21 protein-coding genes are annotated in these 18,262 nt (G+C 72.1%); 11 read left to right on the forward strand and 10 right to left on the reverse strand.

Features of this window, described 5'->3' with window-relative positions:
• Positions 1-33: 33 nt before the first annotated feature.
• On the forward strand, positions 34-1,428 hold the full coding sequence (locus tag AFR_RS20460) for an alpha/beta fold hydrolase (protein ID WP_041841010.1): 1,395 nt from the start codon (positions 34-36) through the stop codon (positions 1,426-1,428).
• A 58-nt stretch (positions 1,429-1,486) separates the two neighbouring features.
• Positions 1,487-1,987 carry a winged helix-turn-helix transcriptional regulator gene (locus AFR_RS20465; protein WP_023362703.1) on the forward strand — a complete coding sequence of 167 codons (501 nt, stop codon included), beginning with the start codon at positions 1,487-1,489 and terminating at the stop codon, positions 1,985-1,987.
• A 3-nt stretch (positions 1,988-1,990) separates the two neighbouring features.
• On the opposite strand, the gene AFR_RS20470 is transcribed toward AFR_RS20465, so the two are convergent.
• The 3 genes from AFR_RS20470 to AFR_RS20480 are packed head-to-tail and all read right to left on the reverse strand — an operon-like array spanning position 1,991 to position 4,915.
• Positions 1,991-2,851, reverse strand: coding sequence for an ABC transporter permease (locus tag AFR_RS20470; RefSeq protein WP_041841011.1), 861 nt, complete (start codon positions 2,849-2,851; stop codon positions 1,991-1,993).
• Positions 2,838-3,770 (reverse strand): ABC transporter ATP-binding protein, encoded by a 933-nt coding sequence (locus AFR_RS20475; RefSeq protein ID WP_023362705.1) that lies wholly within the window; start codon positions 3,768-3,770, stop codon positions 2,838-2,840. The genes AFR_RS20470 and AFR_RS20475 overlap by 14 nt, the downstream gene beginning before the upstream one ends.
• Positions 3,767-4,915, reverse strand: coding sequence for a LolA family protein (locus tag AFR_RS20480; RefSeq protein WP_041842467.1), 1,149 nt, complete (start codon positions 4,913-4,915; stop codon positions 3,767-3,769). The genes AFR_RS20475 and AFR_RS20480 overlap by 4 nt, the downstream gene beginning before the upstream one ends.
• 102 nt (positions 4,916-5,017) lie before the next feature.
• On the opposite strand from AFR_RS20480, the gene AFR_RS20485 reads away from it, so the two are divergent.
• Both AFR_RS20485 and AFR_RS20490 read left to right on the forward strand, forming a co-directional pair.
• The gene (locus tag AFR_RS20485; protein WP_023362707.1) at positions 5,018-5,686 is read left to right on the forward strand and encodes a response regulator transcription factor; all 669 of its coding nucleotides are present in this window, start codon (positions 5,018-5,020) and stop codon (positions 5,684-5,686) included.
• 41 nt (positions 5,687-5,727) lie between these two features.
• Positions 5,728-7,050 carry a sensor histidine kinase gene (locus AFR_RS20490; protein WP_052359769.1) on the forward strand — a complete coding sequence of 441 codons (1,323 nt, stop codon included), beginning with the start codon at positions 5,728-5,730 and terminating at the stop codon, positions 7,048-7,050.
• Here the strand turns inward: AFR_RS20490 and AFR_RS20495 are convergent.
• The gene (locus tag AFR_RS20495) at positions 7,033-7,770 is read right to left on the reverse strand and encodes a DUF429 domain-containing protein (RefSeq protein ID WP_023362709.1); all 738 of its coding nucleotides are present in this window, start codon (positions 7,768-7,770) and stop codon (positions 7,033-7,035) included. The two genes, AFR_RS20490 and AFR_RS20495, sit on opposite strands and share 18 nt — an antisense overlap.
• Before the next feature lie 89 nt (positions 7,771-7,859).
• Here AFR_RS20495 and AFR_RS20500 point away from each other — a divergent pair, with 89 nt between their 5' ends.
• The 4 genes from AFR_RS20500 (at position 7,860) to AFR_RS20515 (ending at position 10,847) form a co-directional block, all read left to right on the forward strand.
• Complete coding sequence (locus AFR_RS20500; RefSeq protein WP_084298089.1) at positions 7,860-8,657, forward strand: L,D-transpeptidase; 798 nt, start codon at positions 7,860-7,862, stop codon at positions 8,655-8,657.
• 41 nt (positions 8,658-8,698) lie between these two features.
• On the forward strand, positions 8,699-9,472 hold the full coding sequence (locus AFR_RS20505) for a class I SAM-dependent methyltransferase (RefSeq protein ID WP_023362711.1): 774 nt from the start codon (positions 8,699-8,701) through the stop codon (positions 9,470-9,472).
• A gap of 87 nt (positions 9,473-9,559) precedes the next feature.
• Entirely contained in the window at positions 9,560-10,288 is a 729-nt protein-coding gene (locus AFR_RS20510) for a YcnI family protein (RefSeq protein ID WP_023362712.1), read from the forward strand.
• 55 nt (positions 10,289-10,343) lie between these two features.
• Complete coding sequence (locus AFR_RS20515) at positions 10,344-10,847, forward strand: hemerythrin domain-containing protein (protein ID WP_023362713.1); 504 nt, start codon at positions 10,344-10,346, stop codon at positions 10,845-10,847.
• Here the strand turns inward: AFR_RS20515 and AFR_RS20520 are convergent, their stop codons facing one another.
• Both AFR_RS20520 and AFR_RS20525 read right to left on the reverse strand, forming a co-directional pair.
• The gene (locus AFR_RS20520) at positions 10,848-11,483 is read right to left on the reverse strand and encodes an SRPBCC family protein (protein WP_023362714.1); all 636 of its coding nucleotides are present in this window, start codon (positions 11,481-11,483) and stop codon (positions 10,848-10,850) included.
• Positions 11,476-11,841: an ArsR/SmtB family transcription factor gene (locus tag AFR_RS20525; RefSeq protein WP_041842470.1), complete on the reverse strand. Its 366-nt coding sequence runs from the start codon at positions 11,839-11,841 to the stop codon at positions 11,476-11,478. Before AFR_RS20525 ends, AFR_RS20520 begins: the two co-directional genes overlap by 8 nt.
• 306 nt (positions 11,842-12,147) lie before the next feature.
• On the opposite strand from AFR_RS20525, the gene AFR_RS20530 reads away from it, so the two are divergent.
• Positions 12,148-12,645 (forward strand): RlpA-like double-psi beta-barrel domain-containing protein, encoded by a 498-nt coding sequence (locus tag AFR_RS20530; protein WP_023362716.1) that lies wholly within the window; start codon positions 12,148-12,150, stop codon positions 12,643-12,645.
• Here the strand turns inward: AFR_RS20530 and AFR_RS20535 are convergent.
• The 4 genes from AFR_RS20535 to AFR_RS20550 form a co-directional block, all read right to left on the reverse strand.
• Positions 12,642-12,911, reverse strand: a complete 270-nt coding sequence (locus AFR_RS20535) for a DUF2277 domain-containing protein (protein ID WP_023362717.1) — start codon at positions 12,909-12,911, stop codon at positions 12,642-12,644. The two genes, AFR_RS20530 and AFR_RS20535, sit on opposite strands and share 4 nt — an antisense overlap.
• Positions 12,912-12,920: 9 nt before the next feature.
• Positions 12,921-13,421, reverse strand: coding sequence for a hypothetical protein (locus AFR_RS20540; RefSeq protein WP_023362718.1), 501 nt, complete (start codon positions 13,419-13,421; stop codon positions 12,921-12,923).
• A gap of 92 nt (positions 13,422-13,513) precedes the next feature.
• Entirely contained in the window at positions 13,514-14,155 is a 642-nt protein-coding gene (locus AFR_RS20545; RefSeq protein ID WP_041842471.1) for a response regulator, read from the reverse strand.
• Between the two features lie 5 nt (positions 14,156-14,160).
• Positions 14,161-15,297, reverse strand: a complete 1,137-nt coding sequence (locus tag AFR_RS20550) for a sensor histidine kinase (RefSeq protein ID WP_041841013.1) — start codon at positions 15,295-15,297, stop codon at positions 14,161-14,163.
• A gap of 82 nt (positions 15,298-15,379) precedes the next feature.
• On the opposite strand from AFR_RS20550, the gene AFR_RS20555 reads away from it, so the two are divergent.
• Both AFR_RS20555 and AFR_RS20560 read left to right on the forward strand, forming a co-directional pair.
• Positions 15,380-17,002 carry an ArnT family glycosyltransferase gene (locus AFR_RS20555; RefSeq protein ID WP_023362721.1) on the forward strand — a complete coding sequence of 541 codons (1,623 nt, stop codon included), beginning with the start codon at positions 15,380-15,382 and terminating at the stop codon, positions 17,000-17,002.
• 150 nt (positions 17,003-17,152) lie between these two features.
• The gene (locus AFR_RS20560) at positions 17,153-18,262 is read left to right on the forward strand and encodes a sugar phosphate isomerase/epimerase family protein (RefSeq protein WP_023362722.1); all 1,110 of its coding nucleotides are present in this window, start codon (positions 17,153-17,155) and stop codon (positions 18,260-18,262) included.

An 18,262-nucleotide genomic window follows, 5' to 3' on the forward strand; every position in this document is an offset into this window, starting at 1 on the left:
TGCGCGGCCCGCCGCGGACCGGATGCTCGGGCCATGCTGAGGCGAACGTGGTGGGTGCCGGCGGTGCTGTGGGGGATCGGCGCGGGGTGGTGGATGCCGCGCGGTCCGCTGACGGGTACGCAGGTGGTGTGGTCGGTCGTGCTGAGCCTGGCGGTGGGTGGCCTGGCCGGCTGGGCGAGCCGGTCCCGCTGGTCGATGCTGATCGCGCCGACGGTGTTCTGGATCGCCGTGGAGGTGCTGCGGTTGCGCGTGGACGGGCCGTCCGTGGACGCGCCGCACGCCAGTGCCTTCGGGTTCGTCACGCTGATCGCCGGGCGAGGGCTGCAGGGTCTGCTGTCGTCCCTGCCGATGCTGCTCGGCGCTGCCTACGGCGCCGCAGTGGCTCGAAGTGGTGGCCGCTTTCGTCGCTACGTCACTGCCCTGGTGAGCGCCGGTGTGCTGGTGGCGACGGTCGCCCTGGCTCTGCCTGCGTCGACGCCGCCGATCCCGGGTCCGCGCAGCGTCGCCGAGCTGACCCACGTCGACGCGAACGGTCACCGGCTCGGTCTGATGATCCGGGGCGTCGACACCGCCGCGCCCGTCCTGCTCTTCGTACCGGGTGCGCCGGGCGGCTCGGAACGCGGGGGAGTGCGCCGGCACCTCGCCGCGCTGGAGCAGCGGTTCGTCGTCGTCACGCTCGATCGCCGGGGCGGCGGTGCGTCCTATCCCGCGCTGGACCCGGCCGCGACTGTCAGCCCGGAGAGCGAGGTCGGCGACATCATCGCCGTCACGGATCAGCTGCGGCGGCGGTTCGGGGCGGAGAAGATCTACCTGCTCGGGCACTCCGGCGGGTCCGTCCTGAGTGTCCTCGCGGTGCAGCGCCGGCCCGACCTCTTCCGCGCCTACATCGGTACGGGCCAGGGCGTCGACGTGCGCGCGAGCGACCAGATCTTCTACACCGACATCCTCGCGTGGGCCCGCTCGACCGGCCGCACCGACCTCGCCCGGCAACTCGTTGCTCAGGGCCCGCCCCCGTACGCGGACGTCTACTCCTACGAGCCGATCATGCTCCACGAGAACCAGGCCTACGGCGACGAGACGAACGCCTTCGCCGACCTGGACGTCCCCGAGTCGACACTGCTGCAAAAGGCACACACGATCAACGCCCTGCTGGACACCTGGAGTGCGCTCTACCCGCGGATGCAGGACGTCGACCTGCGCCGGGACGCGCCGCGGCTGGAGGTGCCGGTCTACCTCGTGCAGGGCGGGCGCGAGATGCGCGGCCTCGCCGTCATCTTCGACCAGTGGTACGGACAACTCCAGGCCCCCGTCAAGGAACTGACCGTCCTGGAGTCGTCCGGCCACCGCGCGATCTTCGAGGAACCGGACCGCTTCGCCGCCGTCCTCGACCGCGTGCTGGCGGAAACCAGCGGACCACCCGGCAGGTGACGGGGTGGCGCCGCCCTGGCAGTGGACCGTAGACCCAACCGGTTGTAGAGTGCAAGCGGTGACGACGTCCGAGGAACACCGTTCCGGCTGCCCGATCAATCTGTCGCTCGAGGTCCTCGGGGACAAATGGTCCCTGCTGATCATCCGGGACATGATGTTCGGCAACCGGCGGCACTTCCGCGCCCTGCTGACCGAGAGCGAGGAGGGCATCGCCTCCAACATCCTCGCCGACCGTCTCCAGCGCCTGACCGCCCAGGGCATGATCACGTCGTCCCCGGACCCGCGCCACAAACAGCGGATCCTGCTCAGCCTGACCGAGCCCGCGATCCAGCTCGTACCGGTGCTCGCCCACCTCGGCGCCTGGGGCCGCCGTCACCTGCCGGTCACCCGCGAGCTCGCGATCCGCGCCGAACTCCTCGAACGCGGCGGCCCCGAGCTGTGGGACGACTTCATGGACGAGCTGCGCGAGCTGCACCTCGGGGTACCGCGGCCGGCGGGCACGGAGTCCGTGCTGACCCGCCTGACCGCGGCCTACCAGGCCGAGCTGGCGAAGGCCTGACGCTCAGCTGGTGACGTCGCGGCCCGCGAAGCGCGCCCACGCCGCCGTCAGGAACACCACGATGTAGGCCAGTGCCGACAGCAGGCCCGGTGTCAGCGCGCTGAAGGAGACCGGGTCGCGCAGCAGTTCGCCGAAGTCCTGCCAGTGCCGGGTCAGCAGGTACGGGTGGAGCCAGTCCAGCTGCGGGATCTGACCCAGCACGAAGCTGGCCACGGTCAGCATCGTGAGCGCGATCGTCGCACCCATCGGCTGCTCGGTGAGCGTCGACAGGAAGAGGCCCACGGCACCCAGCGCCGACAGGCACACGCCGAGGAAGAGGCACACGCCCAGCAGGCGGAGCAGGGCCTCGCCGAAGCCGACCTGCGTGCCCGAGAGCAGCGTGACGTCGCCGCCGCCGAACAGGATCAGGCCGATGAGCAGGCCCGAGACCGCGACGACGAGCGGCGCGAGGAACGCCCCGGCGACGATGCCGGCGTACTTGACGGCGAGCAGCCGGATCCGGCCGACGGGCACGGTCAGCAGGTAACGCAGGGTGCCCTGGTTGGCCTCGCCCGCCACCGCGTCGCCGGCCAGCATGGCGATCGCGATCGGCAGGAAGAGGCCGATCTCGACGCCGAGGGCGGCCAGCGCCACGAAGAAGCCGTTGCCGGTGATCTGCGCGAAGAAGTCCGGGCCGCCACCACCGCGTCCCTCCCGGTCCGGGGCGGCGACCTTCATCGCGACGGCCAGCACGATCGGTATGGCGGCCAGCGCCGCGAGCCCGACCTGGTTGCGCCGGCGTACGGCGATCAGCCGCAGCTCCGAGCGCAGGAACCGCGACGAGAACCGGCGTACGGGTGCCGCCTGCACCTCAGCCACTGACATCGAAGCCTCTTCCGGTCAGGGACACGAAGACGTCCTCCAGGCTGGGCGCCTCGACCGTGAAGCCGCGGACGGCGACACCGTCGTGCACCAGCGCGGCGACGACCTTCTCGGGGGCGACCGCGCCGAGCTGCCCGGAGGCCTCGGCCGCGGTCTCGGCGAGCTCGGTCAGGCCCAGCGTGCGGAGCACCCGGGCCGCCTCGGCCGGCTGGTCGGTGAGGACCCGGGCCCGCGGCGCGGCGTCGGCGCGCAGCTGCGACAGCGGCTCCTGGGCGACGAGCTTGCCCCGGTGCATGACACCCACGTGCGTGCAGACCTGCTCCACCTCGGCCAGCAGATGCGTGCTGAGCAGGACGGTCGCACCCTCCGCGGCGAGAGCTCCGACCAGCGTGCGCACCTCGCGGGTGCCCTGCGGGTCGAGGCCGTTCGTCGGCTCGTCCAGGATGAGCAGCTCGCGCGGCACGAGCAGGGCGGCCGCGATGGCCAGCCGCTGCTTCATGCCGAGCGAGTACGTCCGGTAGCGCTTCGCGGCCGCCGCACCCAGCCCGACGCGGTCCAGGGCCGCGGCGATGCGGGTGTCGGCTGTCCGGGCCTCGGCGGTGCGGTCGGCGGCGTCGATGCGGCGCAGGTTGTCCCGCCCCGACAGGTACGGATGGAAGCCGGGCCCCTCGACCAGGGCGCCGACGCGGGGGAGCACGTCGGCGGCCCGGTCCGGCATCGGCGAGCCGAGCAGCTCGTGACCGCCCGCGGTGGGGCTGATCAGGCCGAGCAGCATGCGGATCGTCGTGGTCTTGCCCGAGCCGTTGGGGCCGAGGAAGCCGTAGACGGCTCCCCGCGGGACAGCCAGGTCGACGGTGTCCACCGCGACCTGGCTGCCGAACCGCTTGGTCAGCCCCTGTGTGGCGACCGCGAGGTCAGTCACTTTCCGGCTGCCTCGTACAACTTCTCCGGGGCGACCGCGCCGACCAGGATGCGGCCGTCGTCGGTGACCAGGGCGCTGAACAGTGCGCTGGTGAGCAGGTGCCCGCTGCCCCAGGTGCCGCTGACCTTCGGCAGGGTGCCGATGACCGCGTCGAGCTGACCGGCCATGGCGGCCGGACCCTCGGCCTTGTCGCCGGCCTTGCCCTCGGCCTTGTCGCCGCTCGGCAGCTTCGCCACCAGGACCGACGTCCAGCCCTTGCCGACGACCTTGGTCCCGGCCTCGGCGGCCTTCTTCTCGGCGTCGCGCGGGGCGACGGCCTTCTCCCGCTCCTTGGCGATGTCGGCCTGGCTGGGCTCGGTCACCTTGGTGCCCGGAGGCGGGTTGAAGGTGAACTGCTCGGCGTCCGGCACCTCGAAGCTGACCTGCTGGAACGCGACTCGCACGGCCGGGTCGTTGGCGTCCTTGGCGTAGACGTCGACACCCAGCGGGATGTGCTTCTCCGCGTCGATGGCCAGGCGGACCTGACCCACCAGCGAGGCGGTGTCGCGCGGCGTCAGCACCAGCTCGTACGCGTCCCGTCCGGCGACCTTCGCGGCACCGGTCGTGGTGACCGCGGTGGTCGGGTCGATCGCGGCGAGTGCGGCGTCGGCGGCCTCCTGCGGCGTGGACGGCACACCCGACGGCAGCGCCGTGGGCTTCCTGTCCTTCTCACCCGCCGGCACCTTGAAGTGGGTGGCCGAGCTGTCGCTGCTGCGCCAGAGCCACACGTCGGAGCCGTTGCGGATGACGTCGGTCTCGCCGAGCGTCCCCATGAGGGCGAGGCGGGCCTTGTCCTCCCCGGCGTACCAGACCCGTGCGGTGTTGCTGCCCGCTACGAGCTTCATGAGATCGGCGCTTCCCGCTCCGCTGGTGACCCCCGGCAGTGCCGGAAGCCCCAGATCGGCGGTCTGCACGACCGTGCCCGAGAACCCGTCGACCTTCGCGTTCTGCACGTCGACCAGCAGCTGGGCGGCGCTGCGCTCGGGCAGCGACGGGTCCGCGCTGGCGACGATCGTGCCCGCCGCGGCGCCGCCACCGATGACCACTACTGCCGCGGCTGCCGGAACGAGCCAGCGCAGCGCGGGCCTTGACCTGAACACACTCACGATGAGCACCTCCCGTTGACTGAAGCCATCGTGCGCCGGGCGGCCTGTGACGGCGCTGAGAACATCCCCTAGGGGTTGCCCCACCCATGCCAAGGTAGTGGGGTGCGGTTGCTGGTGGTGGAGGATGAGGCGCGGCTCGCGGCTGCCCTGCAGCGGGGTCTGCAGGCCGAGGGGTTCGCGGTTGACGTGACCGGTGACGGGCAGGACGGGCTGGAGATGGCCCGGCACGGCGAGTACGACGCGATGATCCTCGACGTCATGCTCCCGCGCCTGTCCGGTTACCGGGTGGTGCGGCAGTTGCGGGCGGAGGAGCACTGGCTGCCCGTGCTGATGCTCTCGGCCAAGGACGGTGAGTACGACCAGGCCGACGGTCTCGACTGCGGCGCGGACGACTATCTGACCAAGCCTTTCTCGTACGTCGTGCTGCTCGCGCGGCTGCGGGCTCTGCTGCGGCGGGGCACACCCGAGCGCCCCGCGGTGCTGCGTCACGGCGATCTGGAGCTGGACCCGGCCCAGCGCAAGGTGACCGTCGCGGGTGCCGAGGTGGTGCTGACCGCCCGGGAGTTCGCGCTGCTGGAATACCTGCTGCGCCGCCCGGGTGAGGTCGTCAGCAAGACCGAGCTGCTCGACCACGTCTGGGATGCGGCGCTGGACACCGCGGCGAACGCCGTCGAGGTCTACGCCGGTTACCTCCGTCGCAAGATCGGCCGGGAGCGGCTGGAGACGGTCCGCGGCGCCGGGTACCGCCTGGTCGCGATCGACGGGTCCTGACCGTGGCCTGGCTGCGCCGGCTCAGCCTGCGGGCGCGGTTGCTGATCGTCTCCGTCGTGGTCCTCTTCACCGGGCTCGCCGCCGGCGGGGTGGTGCTGGTCGCGACGATGAACTTCGCCCTGCTCCGGACGGCCAACAACGAGGCGCTGGCCACGGCCGAGGCCGTGGCCGACCTGGTGAACACCGACAGCGTGAGCGATCCGCTGCCCGCCGCCCCAGCCGTCCGCGTGCAGGTGCTCGACGCCCGGGCCCGCGTGCTCGCGGTGTCCGCCGGCGCCGACCGGCTGGTGCCGATCCTGTACGCGTCGGAGCTCGAGGCGCTCGAGGACGGCGAGGGCCGGTTCATCCCCGGTGACCGGATCGGGCTGGACGGCCGGGTCCGCGTGGTCGTGGTCGACGCCGGCACCACCGACGCCCCGCGCCGCGTGGTGGTCGCCCGCCCGACCGCCGACCTCACGCAGGGCATCCAGCTGCTGCGCTCGACCCTGCTGTTCACGTTCCCGCCGCTGGTGGCACTGCTGGCGCTGGTGGCGTGGCGGGTCACCGGGGCGACGCTGCGGCCGGTGGAGGCGCTGCGGACCGGCGCCGAGGAGATCACCGGCGGTGCCCGCCCGGGGCGGCTGCCCGTGCCGGACTCCCGCGACGAGATCCACCGCCTGGCCGTGACCCTCAACGGCATGCTGCACCGGCTGGACACGGCCCGCGGCCGGCAACGCGCGTTCGTCGCGGACGCGGCCCACGAGCTGCGCAGCCCGCTCACGAACATGCGGACCGAGCTGGAGGTCGCCCAGCGCCTGCCGGACACCACGGACTGGCCCGCGCTGGCCGACGACCTGCTCACCGACGTCGACCGCTTGAGCCGGCTCGTCGACGACCTGCTGCTGCTCGCCCGGGCCGACGACGAGACCACCCGTGCGCTGGTCCGCGAGCCGGAGACGGTCGAGCTGGGTCAGCTGCTCGCCGAGGTCGCCGGCCGCTACCCGGCGGTCGACTACGAACGCCCGGCGGTCCCGTTGCGCACCCGCGGCGAACGCGACGCGATCGGCCGTGTCGTGGCGAACCTCCTCGACAACGCCGTCCGGCACGCCAACGCGTCCGTACGCCTCTCGGTGAGCGCGGACGGGGCGTACCAGCTGATCTCGGTCTCGGACGACGGCCCGGGGATCCCGGCGGCGGACCGCGAGCGGGTCTTCGACCGTTTCACCCGCCTGGACGACGCCCGGGCGCGCGACGCGGGCGGCTCCGGGCTGGGCCTGGCCATCGTCCGTGAGCTGGTCCGCCGCCACCAGGGGACCGTGGCGCTGCGCGGCGCCTCCCCGCCGCCGGGCCTGCGCGTCGACGTGCGCCTACCCGTGGCTCCCTAGCGGCTGCGTGGGCAGGGCGATCCAGCCCTCGACCCGGGCCAGGACGAGGTCGTCCGCCCGGGTGACCCGCCCGAGTGCGGCGGCCCGGGCGGTGAGCGCGGCGATCACGGCGTCCAGGGCGTGGTCACTGCGCCGGCACCGGTCCTCGTGGACACCGAGGTCGAGCCAGGGCGCGGCCTCCAGCAAGCCGTCGACCACGGCACCGAGCGCGGCGACGTTCTTGCCGGTCTTGTATCCGCGCCACGGCAGACCCCAGAGTTTCAGCGACGCGGCGGGATAGACCTCGACGACGGCACCCGCACCGCTGCGATCGACGGGGTGGCCGCGCTGCGCGAGCACCGTCTGGATCGCCGCGCACCGCATCGCGGTGTGCCCGATACGGTCGGCGGAGACGCTCAGCGGCACGAGCCCGGTCGCGGCCCGCGTGACCTCGTCGGTGTGCCGCCAGGCCAGGCGGCGGCGCCACTCCCGCGCGGGCACGTCCGCGGGGACCGGTGCGACGCCGGTGTGATGGGCGTTGACGAAGGTCACGAACGCGTCGGGCCACCCCAGCGGGCAGTCGATCCCCGTCTTGCCGGCCGCGACGATCAGGTCGGCGATCGCCTCGTCGTCCGCGGGCAGGATCAGCTCCCGCAGGATGGCTCCCGCGCCGGACCACTCGAGACACGCAGCCGCTGTCCCGGCGGGATCGGCGGCCAGGTCGACGCCTGCGGTGAGCACGCGAACGAGTATCGGGCAAAGTTCCACCGATCGGGTACGGAGTGCCCACTCGTTTGCGGCGAACCACCCGGCGTTCCTACCGTCGGGGGATGCGCCGCGGAGGAATTGCCCTGATTCTGGCCGGTGCCGCAGCGCTCGTGGTGCCGTCCCCGCCGGTCCCCGTCCTGGAGGGCATCGCGGCGCGACTTGTGGCCCGGGCGCCTGTTCCGGTCCCGGTGGCGGCCCCGGCACCCCGCGGACTCCCGGTCATCGACTACTGGACCGGCCCGCGCGGCCTGCCCGCGGACACGGGACAGCTGTCCGCCACGGGCCTGCGCCCCGCCTCGAAGATCGTCGTCTACGACGCACCCGGTGGCCGCCCGCGCGGACTCGTCGAACGCTCGATCAGCGGCCTGCCCGTCGTCCTGCCGATCGTCGCCAGGCGTACGGGCTGGGTCGCCGTCCTGCTGCCCACCACCAACCGCCGCATGGGCTGGGTACCCCCGAAGGGCTGGTCCGAGGAGCCCCTGCGCGACCACCTCGTCGTCTCGCGCGGGGACCACCGGCTGACCTGGTTCCGTCACGGCGTACGCAAAAAAAGCTGGACCGTCGCGACCGGCGCCGCCGCGACACCGACCCCGCTCGGCCGGACCTTCGTCATGGGCACGACCGGCACGCGGGGCGCGGTCTACGGCGGCCTCGACGCGCTGGTCCTGGGCTCGATCCCCGAGAACCCGGAAGCGGTCGCGGAAGGGCTGGGCGCGGCCCACACCGGCATCCACAGCTGGACCGACCCCGGCGCGTTCGGCCGGAGCGTCTCGAACGGCTGCGTGCGGGTGCCGCCGAAGGTCATGCGCCTGCTTCTGGACGAGATAAACCCAGGGACACCGGTCACCGTCGTCGACTAGCGTCCGGGCACCGACCTGTTTCTCGCCCGGCGGAGGTGACCGTGGACTGGGTGGACGGCTTCTATTCGCGTACCGGCCGGTGGTGGGGTGCGGCCGAGGGCCGGATCACCGAGCGGGACCACCACCGGGTCGATCTGCTGCACGAGCACGCCGGGACGGGCCCGCTGCGCGTGCTGGAGCTCGGCCCGGGCTACGGCACGACGGCGGTGGTGACCGCGCAGGCCGGCCACGACGTCACCGCCGTCGAGATCAGCGACCGGGCCGACCGGGCCCGGGGATTTGTCACCGAGGCGGCGCCCGGCACGCTCACCGTGATCAAGGACGACTTCTTCCGGGTACGCCTCGACGGCCGCTTCGACGTGGTCACGTACTTCAACGGTTTCGGGGTGGGCTCGGACGCCGACCAGCGCCGCCTCCTCACCCGCATCGCGACCGAGTGGCTGCGTCCCGGCGGGGTCGCGCTGATCGACGTCTACAACCCGTTCGTCTGGGCGGGCTGGCACGACAACGAGGAGCACCGGATGCCGGACCCGGCGCGGGGCTACGAGCACGAACTCCACGAACGCACCACCTTCGACCCGGTCACCTGCGCCGCGATCGACACCTGGTGGGACGTGACCCGCCCCGACGAGAAGATCACCCAGGTGCTGCGCTGCTACACCCCGGCCGACCTCGCCCTGCTGCTCGGCGGCACCGGCCTGCACCTGAAGGCCTTCACGGTGGGGGACCGGACCCTCACTCCAGGCCCGCAGCCGGGTCTGGCGGAGCTGCTCGCCGAGCACCACGAGTACCTCGCCGTGCTCCGTACCGGGTAGGTGAAGAACGGCTGGAACTTTTGCCGGGCGGGCAGCGACCAATGACCGTTCCCGGCGCCCCGGCCGGGTTCGACCGGAAGGTTTCTGATGTCCCTGTTGAAGCGTTCGGCCGTGGTGGCCGGGCTGGCCGCCGCTTTCACCCTCGCCCTCGCGGGGCCGGCGGCCGCGCACGTGACGGTCAATGCGAGCACAGCTGTCCAGGGTGGCTACGCCAAGGTCACGTTCCGGGTGCCGAACGAGAGCGACGACACGAACACCACGAAGGTCGAGGTCAATCTGCCGGCCGACACGCCGTTCGCGTCGGTGTCGCTCAAGCCGGTGGCGGGGTGGACGATGGTCGCCACCAAGGGGAAGCTGGCCAAGCCGATCGAGGCGCACGGCACCCAGATCAGCGAGGCCGTCTCGAAGGTGACCTGGACCGCGACCGGTGACGCCGCGATCAAGCCCGGGCAGTTCCAGGAGTTCGACGTGTCGATCGGGCCGCTGCCGCAGACGCCGCAGGTGGTCTTCAAGGCTCTGCAGACCTATTCGGACGGTACGATCGTGCGCTGGATCGACGAGCCGACCACCGACGGCAGCGAGCCGGAGAAGCCCGCGCCGGTGCTGAAGCTCACCGCCGCCGCGGCCACCGATGCCCCGGCCGCCGCGACGGGACCGAGTGTTGCCGCCGCCCCGGAAGCAGCCGCCGACACCGAGAGTGACAGCAGCACCGGGACGTGGCTGGGCGTTGTCGGCATCGTGCTCGGCCTCGCCGCCCTGGTGCTCGGGCTCCTGGCCTACCGCCGCAGCTCGGCGACCCCCGCCGGGACGGCCTGACCCTGTATCGGCCGGTCGCCGGGCGTGGCGGGCCGAGCGGACCTACGGTGACCCCATGGACGACATCACCGCGTTGATCATGGAAGACCACCACCGGTTCCGGGTCGGGTTCGCCCGCCTCGACGATGCCGAGGGGGCCGGGCAGCTCGCGGCGATCTGGGAGCCGCTCGCGCTCCACCTCGACATCCACGCCGACGCCGAGGAGGAGATCTTCTACCCGCACCTGCTCAAGGAGGCGGGCGGCGAGGACGCGGAGGAGGAGACCGACGACGCGATCGGCGACCACAACAAGATCCGCGACGGCATCGAGGAGGCCCGCAAGCACCCGGTCGGCTCGGACGGGTGGTGGGCCGGTGTGTGGACCGCGCGCAAGGAGAACAGTGAGCACCTCATGGAAGAGGAGGACGAGGTGCTCCCTGACTTCCGCAAGCACGCGACGCCGCAGCTGAGAGCCGATCTGGCCGTGGAGTGGCTGCGCTTCTTCGCCGATCACCCGCAGGGCGAGGGCCTGGACTTCTCCGACAAGGATCCGAAGAGGTACATCGCCGAGAACAGCTGATCAGGCTCCGCCGGTGTAGGCCGCGTAGCAGCGGTCGGCGCGCTCACGGGCGACCGTGGGGTCGGCGCCGGCCGCGACGGCGGCGTCGGCCCAGGCGTCGGCGCTGAGCCGCAGGAACTGCTTCCCCTCGTCGGTGCCCATCCAGGCGGCCGCGTCCTCGGGCTTCACCGCCGACTCCGCCGAGGACACGTGCAGGGCCACGCCGAGCAGGATCGAGTCCCAGCCGAGGCCGGCCGCGCCCGGGCCGAACTGCTCCCAGAACTCCGCCTTGGGGTGCCCGGTGTGCTCGAGCTCGAGCCGGGTGCGGTTGTCACCCTCGGGGGTCAGGCGCACCTCGATCCAGCTGACGTCGTCGCCGGCCTCCCAGGTCGCGGCAAATCCCGTGGGCTTCTCGCAGCGCGAGATGGTGCCGCCGGCGTGTCCCTGGAACTGGTAGCGGCCGCCCTGCCGCAGCTCGCCCGAGATCGGGAGGAACCAGCGCGGGATGCGTTCGGCGCTGGTGACGGCGTCCCACAGGTCGTCGATACCGGTGTCGAAGACCTGGCTCATCGTCGAGACCTGCGCCTCGACGCCTTCGCGGTCGCGGGTGCTCGTGGACCGGTGCACGGAACTGATCTGCTTCTGCACGTCAGGCATCGGTGTCTCCTTCAGAGTCGTCAGGTGGGTCGAGGCGGCGCGCGCGTTTGCCCCGGGCCACCTCGGTCGCCAGGGCGGCGAAGTGCGGTGTCCAGAACCGGCGGAACCGGCCCAGCCAGGCGTCGGCCTCGCGCAGGGCGGTGTCGTCGACCGTGTAGAGCCGGCGGGCGCCGTCCGGGCGCACCGTGGCGAAGCCGTTGTCCCGCAGCACCTTGAGGTGCTGGGAGACGGCCGGCTGCGAGATGCCGAACTCGGCCCGGATCACGTCGGTGACAGCACCGGACGGCTGCTCGCCCTCGGCGAGCAGCTCCAGGATCCGCCGGCGCACCGGGTCGCCGAGCACATCGAACGCATGCACGGCACGCACGTTATCAGAGTCAACTTATATAAGCCAAGCCTTAAACCCGTACGCGGTGAGCGCCGCTCCTGCCATGCTGCTGAGGTGCGGCTTCTCGGGGCAGTCCTGGTCCTGTGCCTGGTGGCGGGCTGTGGGAGCGAGCCGGCCCCGATAACCCCAACCGCCTTGCCGCGGGCGTCACTCGGACCGTGGGGAGCTCCGGCACCGCCCACCGTTCCGCCGGCATCGGCATCGGCCACGAAATCGCCGCGGCCCACCGCCCGGCCCACCAGTGGCGGGTGGGAGATCACCGTCTACTACACGGCGGTGGAGGAGCTGCACGACGGCGAAGGAGAGTCCGTCACCGGCTGCCGCGGCCTCGACTGCGCGCACGGCGACGCCGACCTGGGCGAATACCCGGCCGGCTTCGTCGAGGCGGTCGAGTCCGAGGGCACCGGGCGTACGGCGGACGGCAGGTACCTGAACTGGTCGTACGACATCGGATACTGGCTCGACACCGCACCCCGCGACACCGCGGGCCGCCGCCTCGAACCGTTCGTCTCCGCCGCCGCTGATCCCGGGGTGCTGCCCCGCGGCACGACCTTCCGGATCGCCGGCTGCGGGCGCACCGAGGACGGCGGCCGGCCGCATGCGACCGTGTGCGCGGCGCTGCGGGACGGGCGCTGGAAGGTGACCGACGAGTTCACGCCGGGGCTGGGCGGCAGCAGGCACCTCGACCTCTACATCGGCGAGGAGACCGGGCGGGACTTCACCAGCTCGGCCTGGTACCTCTCCCTCGTCGGGGTCTCCCTGCTGAAGACCTAGGAGGCGTAGCGCTGGGCGGCGCGTTCCTTGGCCTTGGCCGCCTCGATCTCGCGGTCCTTGGGCGGGGCCGTCGTCACGAGCGCCTCGAGCAGCTCGGCGGTCGCCGCCGCGACGGCGGCGACCGCACGGTCGAAGGCCTCCTGGTTACGCTGCGACGGTTTGGTCGACCCGGCGACCTTGCGCACGTACTGCAGGGCGGCGGCCTGGACCTCGTCGGGCGTGGCCGGCGGCTCGAAGTTGTGCAGCTGGCGAATGTTTCGGCACATCCATCGAGCTTAGACCTGCGGCGGGAGCCATTCCACGGCCCGGAAGTTCCCGCTCTCGACGGTTTCGAAGGGTGCCGCGCTCACACACTTCGGGACCGACTCGGTGTTGCCCGGGTCGAGCACCCAGCTGTATCCGACGCGGTCGTGACGGCCGTGGTCGTAGACCGAGAAGCCCCGCCGCACACCGACGAATTCCGGGAAGCTGCTCGCGGTGATCACGCCGGTCGCCACCGCGACCGGGCCGCCGACGATCAGGCAGTCGATGGTCCCGGAGAACCAGCCGCCCTCGTCGCCGAGGTAGTGGTCGATGCGGAAGGTGCCGCGGGCGTCCGGCCCGAGCCCGTGGGCGTCGAACCGGAACCGGATGTCGTCACCCGCCTTGCGGTAGAGCTTGGCGCTGCCGGTCAGGCTCGGCTCGGTCGGCTGCGGGCGGGCCGCGGTCGCCGCCCCGCCCGAGCTGATCAGAACTGCCGCCGCGGCGGTCAGGGCCAGGAATGCTCGCTTGATCATGATGTCCTCCGTGTGTAGCGCTGCTGACAGGAATCAGCCTGTCCGCCCCGGAGACCGTGCGACTCCCGCCCGCGTGGGAACCCGACTCCCTCTCAGGAGGGAGTCACGAAGCCCGACTCGTACGCGGCGATCACCGCCTGCGTCCGGTCCCGCGCGCCGAGCTTCGCCAGCACGTTCCCGACGTGCGTCTTGACCGTCTCGACGCCGACCACCAGCCGCCCGGCGATCTCGGCGTTGGACAGGCCCTCCGCCATCAGCCGCAGCACCTCGGCCTCGCGTTCGGTCAGGTTCGCCGGTGGTGTCCGCTGCCCGTACGCGGTCGCGAGCCGCCGCACGGCCGCCGGGAACAGCAGCGACTCACCGGCCGCGACGACCCGGATCGCCGCCAGCACCTCGGCCGGACGGGCCCGCTTGAGCAGGAAGCCGCTGGCACCGGCCCGGAGCGCCGCGTACACGTACTCGTCGTTCTCGAAGGTGGTGACGACCAGGATCCGGGGCGGGCGCGCCGAGGTGGCCAGGGCGTGCCGGGTGGCCTGGAGGCCGTCGATCGCGGGCATGCGGACGTCCATCAGCACCACGTCGGGCCTGGTTCGGGCCAGCAGGGGAGGCACCTCGGCGCCGTCGGCCGCCTCGCCGACCACCGTCAGGTCCGGCGCGGTGGAGATGATCGCGGCCAGCCCGATGCGGACGAGTTCGTCGTCGTCCACGATCGCCACCCGGACGGGCTCGGGCACGCCGCTCACCAGTGCAGCTCCGCCCGGACGCGCCACTGGTCGCCGTCCGGGCCGGCGGTGAGGTCGCCGCCGAGCAGGGTGACACGTTCCCGCATCCCGGCCAGCCCGCGACCGCGGAGGGTGTTGCGGACCTCCACGACCAGGCTCGTGCCGGCGGCCGTGACGTCGAGGCTGACCGGCGTCGCACCCGCGTGCCGCAGCGCGTTGGTCAGGGCCTCCTGCACGATCCGGTACGCCTCCTGCGACAGCGCCGGCGGCACGGCGAGCAACGGGCCCGCCGTGGCCAGCCCGGCACCCGTACGGTGGGCCAGCGCGGCGAGATCACCCAGGTCGGGCCGGGTGCCGTCCGGCTCGGAGGGCAGGTCGTCGCGCAGCACCCCGAGAACGCGGTCGAGGTCCTCCATCGCCGCCCGGCCCGTCTCCTCGATCGCGGTCAGGGCCCGCGCGACGAAGGCCGGGTCGGTGGCGAGCAACTGCCCGGCTGCCCCCGCCTGCAGCACGGCGACGGTGAGCGCGTGCCCGACCGAGTCGTGCAGGTCGCGGGCCAGCCGGTTGCGTTCGGCGAGGCGGCGCGCCTCGGCCTCGAGGGCGGCGACACGCTCGTCGGCCGACGGCCCCAGCAGGACCGGTGCCATCAGCCGGGCCAGGGCGCCCAGCCCGGCGACGGCATAGACCGTCGCGACCAGGACGGCGACGCTGAGAGCGGCCGGACCGGCCGCCGCCCAGCCCGTGCGGGTCGTCACGAGCACCGCGGCCGTCGGGACCACCACGAACAGTGCCAGGCCGACACCACCGCCGACCGTCAGGTGCACCGCGAACCACAGCGCCGCCCGCAGCCGCGCCTCGGCCGAGATGCGTTCCGGTGGTTCGGGCAGGTCGACGTCGAGCAGGCCGCGCACAGCGGCGATCTCCAGGCTCCGCGCGCCGCGCAGCAACGGCGGCACCAGCCCGATGGCCGCGGCCACGATCGTCATCGGCACGACGACGGCGAGCGGCGTCCCACCGTCCCGCACCTGCCGGGCGAGACCCACGGCGACCAGCCCGTACGGCAGCAGCAGCGCCCCACCGAGCAGCAGGAACGCACCGCGGCGGTAGGTGGCGCCGCGGATCGGCGCCCGCAGACCGCGCACCACTGTGGACATGCGGGCGACGATAGCCTGCCGGCGAAATGCCCGGGTTGTGAGCCGGTTGGGGTCACGCGGCCGCTCCGGCTAGGTTCTCGGGGTGACCGTGGACCTCGAGGAGACGCCGACCACCGACACGCCGCCGCCGTCACGGCGCCGGCCGCGCTGGCTCGTCCCGCTGCTGGTCCTGGTGCTGCTCGGTCAGATGGCGGCCGCCATGGTGGTCACCGCGGTGCAGCAGACCCCGACGATCGACGAACCCGTGTACGTCGGCACGGCCGTCACCTATCTCGAGCAGCGCAGCCTCCGCTACAACCCGGAGCACCCGCCGCTGGGCAAGCTGATCATCGCCGCCGGTCTGGCATTCGCGGACCCGCAGCTCGATCCGGCGTTCCGCGGCAACCAGTCCGAGCTCGGCCGGCACGTGCTCTACGAGGCCGGCAACGACCCGTACGAGCTGATGTTCCTGGCCCGGCTCCCGATGATCATCCTGACGCTGCTGTTCGGCCTGGTGGTGTTCGCGTTCGCCCGTGACCTCACCGGCCCGGCCGGCGGGCTCGTCGCCCTCGCCCTGTACGCGTTCTCACCCGACGTGATCACGCACGGTTCGCTGGCCACGCTCGACGTGCCGGCGATCGGCTTCCTGCTGACCGCGGTCTGGCTGGCGTGGCGGGCGCGTTCCCGGCCGTACCTGTATCTGCCGCTGGCCGGGGTGGCCCTCGGTGCCGCTCTGGCCACCCGGATGAGTGTGCTGCCCGCCGTGCCGGTGCTGATGCTGCTGGCCTTCCTCGCGCTGAAGCGGTGGCGGGGTGTCGCCGCCGCGGCCGGAGTCACCGTCATCGCGTTCGTGGTGGTCTGGGTGGTCTATCTGGCCGTCGACCCGCGGCTGACCTGGATCGAGCCGACCGGGATGACACCGGTGCACGGTCTGCGGGGGCTGCTGGTCGACTGGCTGCCGGTGCCGGAGCCCTACCGCGACGGCATGCGGATCCAGTTCGCCTTCGAGGACAACACGTTCACCGGCTTCCTGTTCGGGCGGCTCTACCAGGGCGGGCTCTGGTACTACCTGCCGGCGGCGCTGCTGGTGAAGACGCCGATCGGGATGCTGCTGCTGTGGCTGGGCGGGACCGTCGCGATGCTGGCCACGCCGCGCCTGCGGGTCGCGGCGCTCTACCTGGTGCTGCCCGCCGGTCTGCTCTTCGCTGTCGCGATGACCGGCGCCCGCGACTTCGGCACCCGGTACGCGATCTTCATGCCGATCTTCGGTGCCGTGGTCGCGGCAGCCGTCGTGACGGTCCGGTGGCGCTGGGCGCAGATCACCACGGCGGTGCTGGTCCTTTTCGTGGCGGTCAGTTCGCTGCGCACGTTCCCGTACTACCTGCCGTACTCGAACGAGGCGTTCGGCGGCCCGTCGCAGACCCACCTGCGACTGCATGACTCGAACGTCGACTGGGGTCAGGACCTCGGCCGGCTCGCGGACCGCCTGCGGGAGCGGTACCCCGGAGAGCGGGTCTGGCTCGTCTACAAGGGCGCGGGGGTGCCGTCCGCGTACGGCATCGAGGCGGCGAACCCGCTGGCTGTCCCCGAGTCCGAGGTCCGCGGCCTGCTCGTGGTGTCGGACAGTGCCCAGGCCAAGGCCACGGGCCGGCTGAAGAAGCTCATAGCCGGCAGCGGCGAGCCGATCGACGACGTCGGTCATTCGATGACCGTCTATCGCCGCTGACGATCTTTCCGATAAGTCCGGGAAGGACTTTCGTCCGAGAAGACGAAAGTTCGGTACTTGCTGGCGAAACAAATGCCTCCTGCATCGAAGCTGTGTCCATCGGTAACGGGGACGACACAGGGAAGTCACATTCGGTGGAGGGAACACCCCATGGACAAGATCTCGGACGGCACGCCGCTGGACGCGGCCACCCGTCGCCGGCTCACGCGGCGCGGCATCCTGATGGCTTCGGCGGGCGCGGCAGCCGCGCTCGGCGCCGCCGGGATGAACGTGCTCCAGACCGACGCCCCCGCGGTCGCCGGCCGGGAGCTGCACCCGGAGCCGCTGATCCCGGGCCGTAACCGCGGCATCATTCTCTACAGCGTCCGCGACCGGATCGCCGCTGCGCCGGACAGCAGTGGCGTCCCGTACGGCTTCGAGCGTGTCCTCGCCCGGCTCGCCGAGCTCGGGTACAAGGAGATCGAGTTCGCGGGGTACAACCAGAGCACCGAGATCCTCGGCCGGCAGATCACCCCCGCGGAGATCCGCAAGATCCTCGACGACAACGGCCTGGTCGCCAACGGCACCCACGCGCAGATCAACGCGGCGACGTTCGAGCAGCAGATGGACATCGCGCAGACGCTGGGCATGCGCAACATCGGCACGGGCAGCGACCCGGCCAACAGCAGCTACACGGCCGACTGGGACGCCGCCGCGGACCTCTGGAACGACCTCGGGCGCCGCGCCCGGGCGCGGGGGCTGCGGCTCTACACGCACAACCACGACACCGCGTACTCGTTCCTGCTCGACAGCGGCCCGCTCGATGCCGCCGGCAAGCCGACCCGGTCGTCCGGCACGCGCCGGCTCGAGTACTTCTTCCGGAAGACCGACCCGCGGTACGTGTTCTTCGAGCTGGACATCTACTGGGCGTACGTCGCGCGCTTCAAGCACCAGAAGTACGTCGACCGCGGTGGTGTGGAGCGTACCGACCTCTTCGACCCGATCCTGAACGTCACGTCGCGCAGCAAGCGGTTCCCGCTCTTCCACGCCAAGGACGGCGACCGGGACAGCGCCCAGGCCAACGGCTACGTGATGACCCCGCTGGGCGAGGGCGACATCAACTTCCAGCAGTTCTTCGCCACCATCGGCGACCCGGAGTACCGCCACGCCAACTGGGAGCAGGACACGGCTCCGGGTGGTGCGGCCAACCCGGCGCAGTCCCTGGACTTCGCGGCTCTGTCGTACCGCAACATGGCGGACCTGACGATCTACCAGCGCTGA

The organism is Amorphoplanes friuliensis DSM 7358, from assembly GCF_000494755.1.
GTDB lineage: Bacteria > Actinomycetota > Actinomycetes > Mycobacteriales > Micromonosporaceae > Actinoplanes > Actinoplanes friuliensis.

Coding starts and splice junctions, on each gene's coding strand:
- AFR_RS20500 (WP_084298089.1), top strand. CDS start 7,860: ATGCGCCGCGGAGGAATTGCCCTGATTCTGGCCGGTGCCGCAGCGCTC.
- AFR_RS20550 (WP_041841013.1), bottom strand. CDS start 15,297: ATGTCCACAGTGGTGCGCGGTCTGCGGGCGCCGATCCGCGGCGCCACC.
- AFR_RS20540 (WP_023362718.1), bottom strand. CDS start 13,421: ATGATCAAGCGAGCATTCCTGGCCCTGACCGCCGCGGCGGCAGTTCTG.
- AFR_RS20460 (WP_041841010.1), top strand. CDS start 34: ATGCTGAGGCGAACGTGGTGGGTGCCGGCGGTGCTGTGGGGGATCGGC.
- AFR_RS20515 (WP_023362713.1), top strand. CDS start 10,344: ATGGACGACATCACCGCGTTGATCATGGAAGACCACCACCGGTTCCGG.
- AFR_RS20535 (WP_023362717.1), bottom strand. CDS start 12,911: ATGTGCCGAAACATTCGCCAGCTGCACAACTTCGAGCCGCCGGCCACG.
- AFR_RS20470 (WP_041841011.1), bottom strand. CDS start 2,851: ATGTCAGTGGCTGAGGTGCAGGCGGCACCCGTACGCCGGTTCTCGTCG.
- AFR_RS20520 (WP_023362714.1), bottom strand. CDS start 11,483: ATGCCTGACGTGCAGAAGCAGATCAGTTCCGTGCACCGGTCCACGAGC.
- AFR_RS20560 (WP_023362722.1), top strand. CDS start 17,153: ATGGACAAGATCTCGGACGGCACGCCGCTGGACGCGGCCACCCGTCGC.
- AFR_RS20510 (WP_023362712.1), top strand. CDS start 9,560: ATGTCCCTGTTGAAGCGTTCGGCCGTGGTGGCCGGGCTGGCCGCCGCT.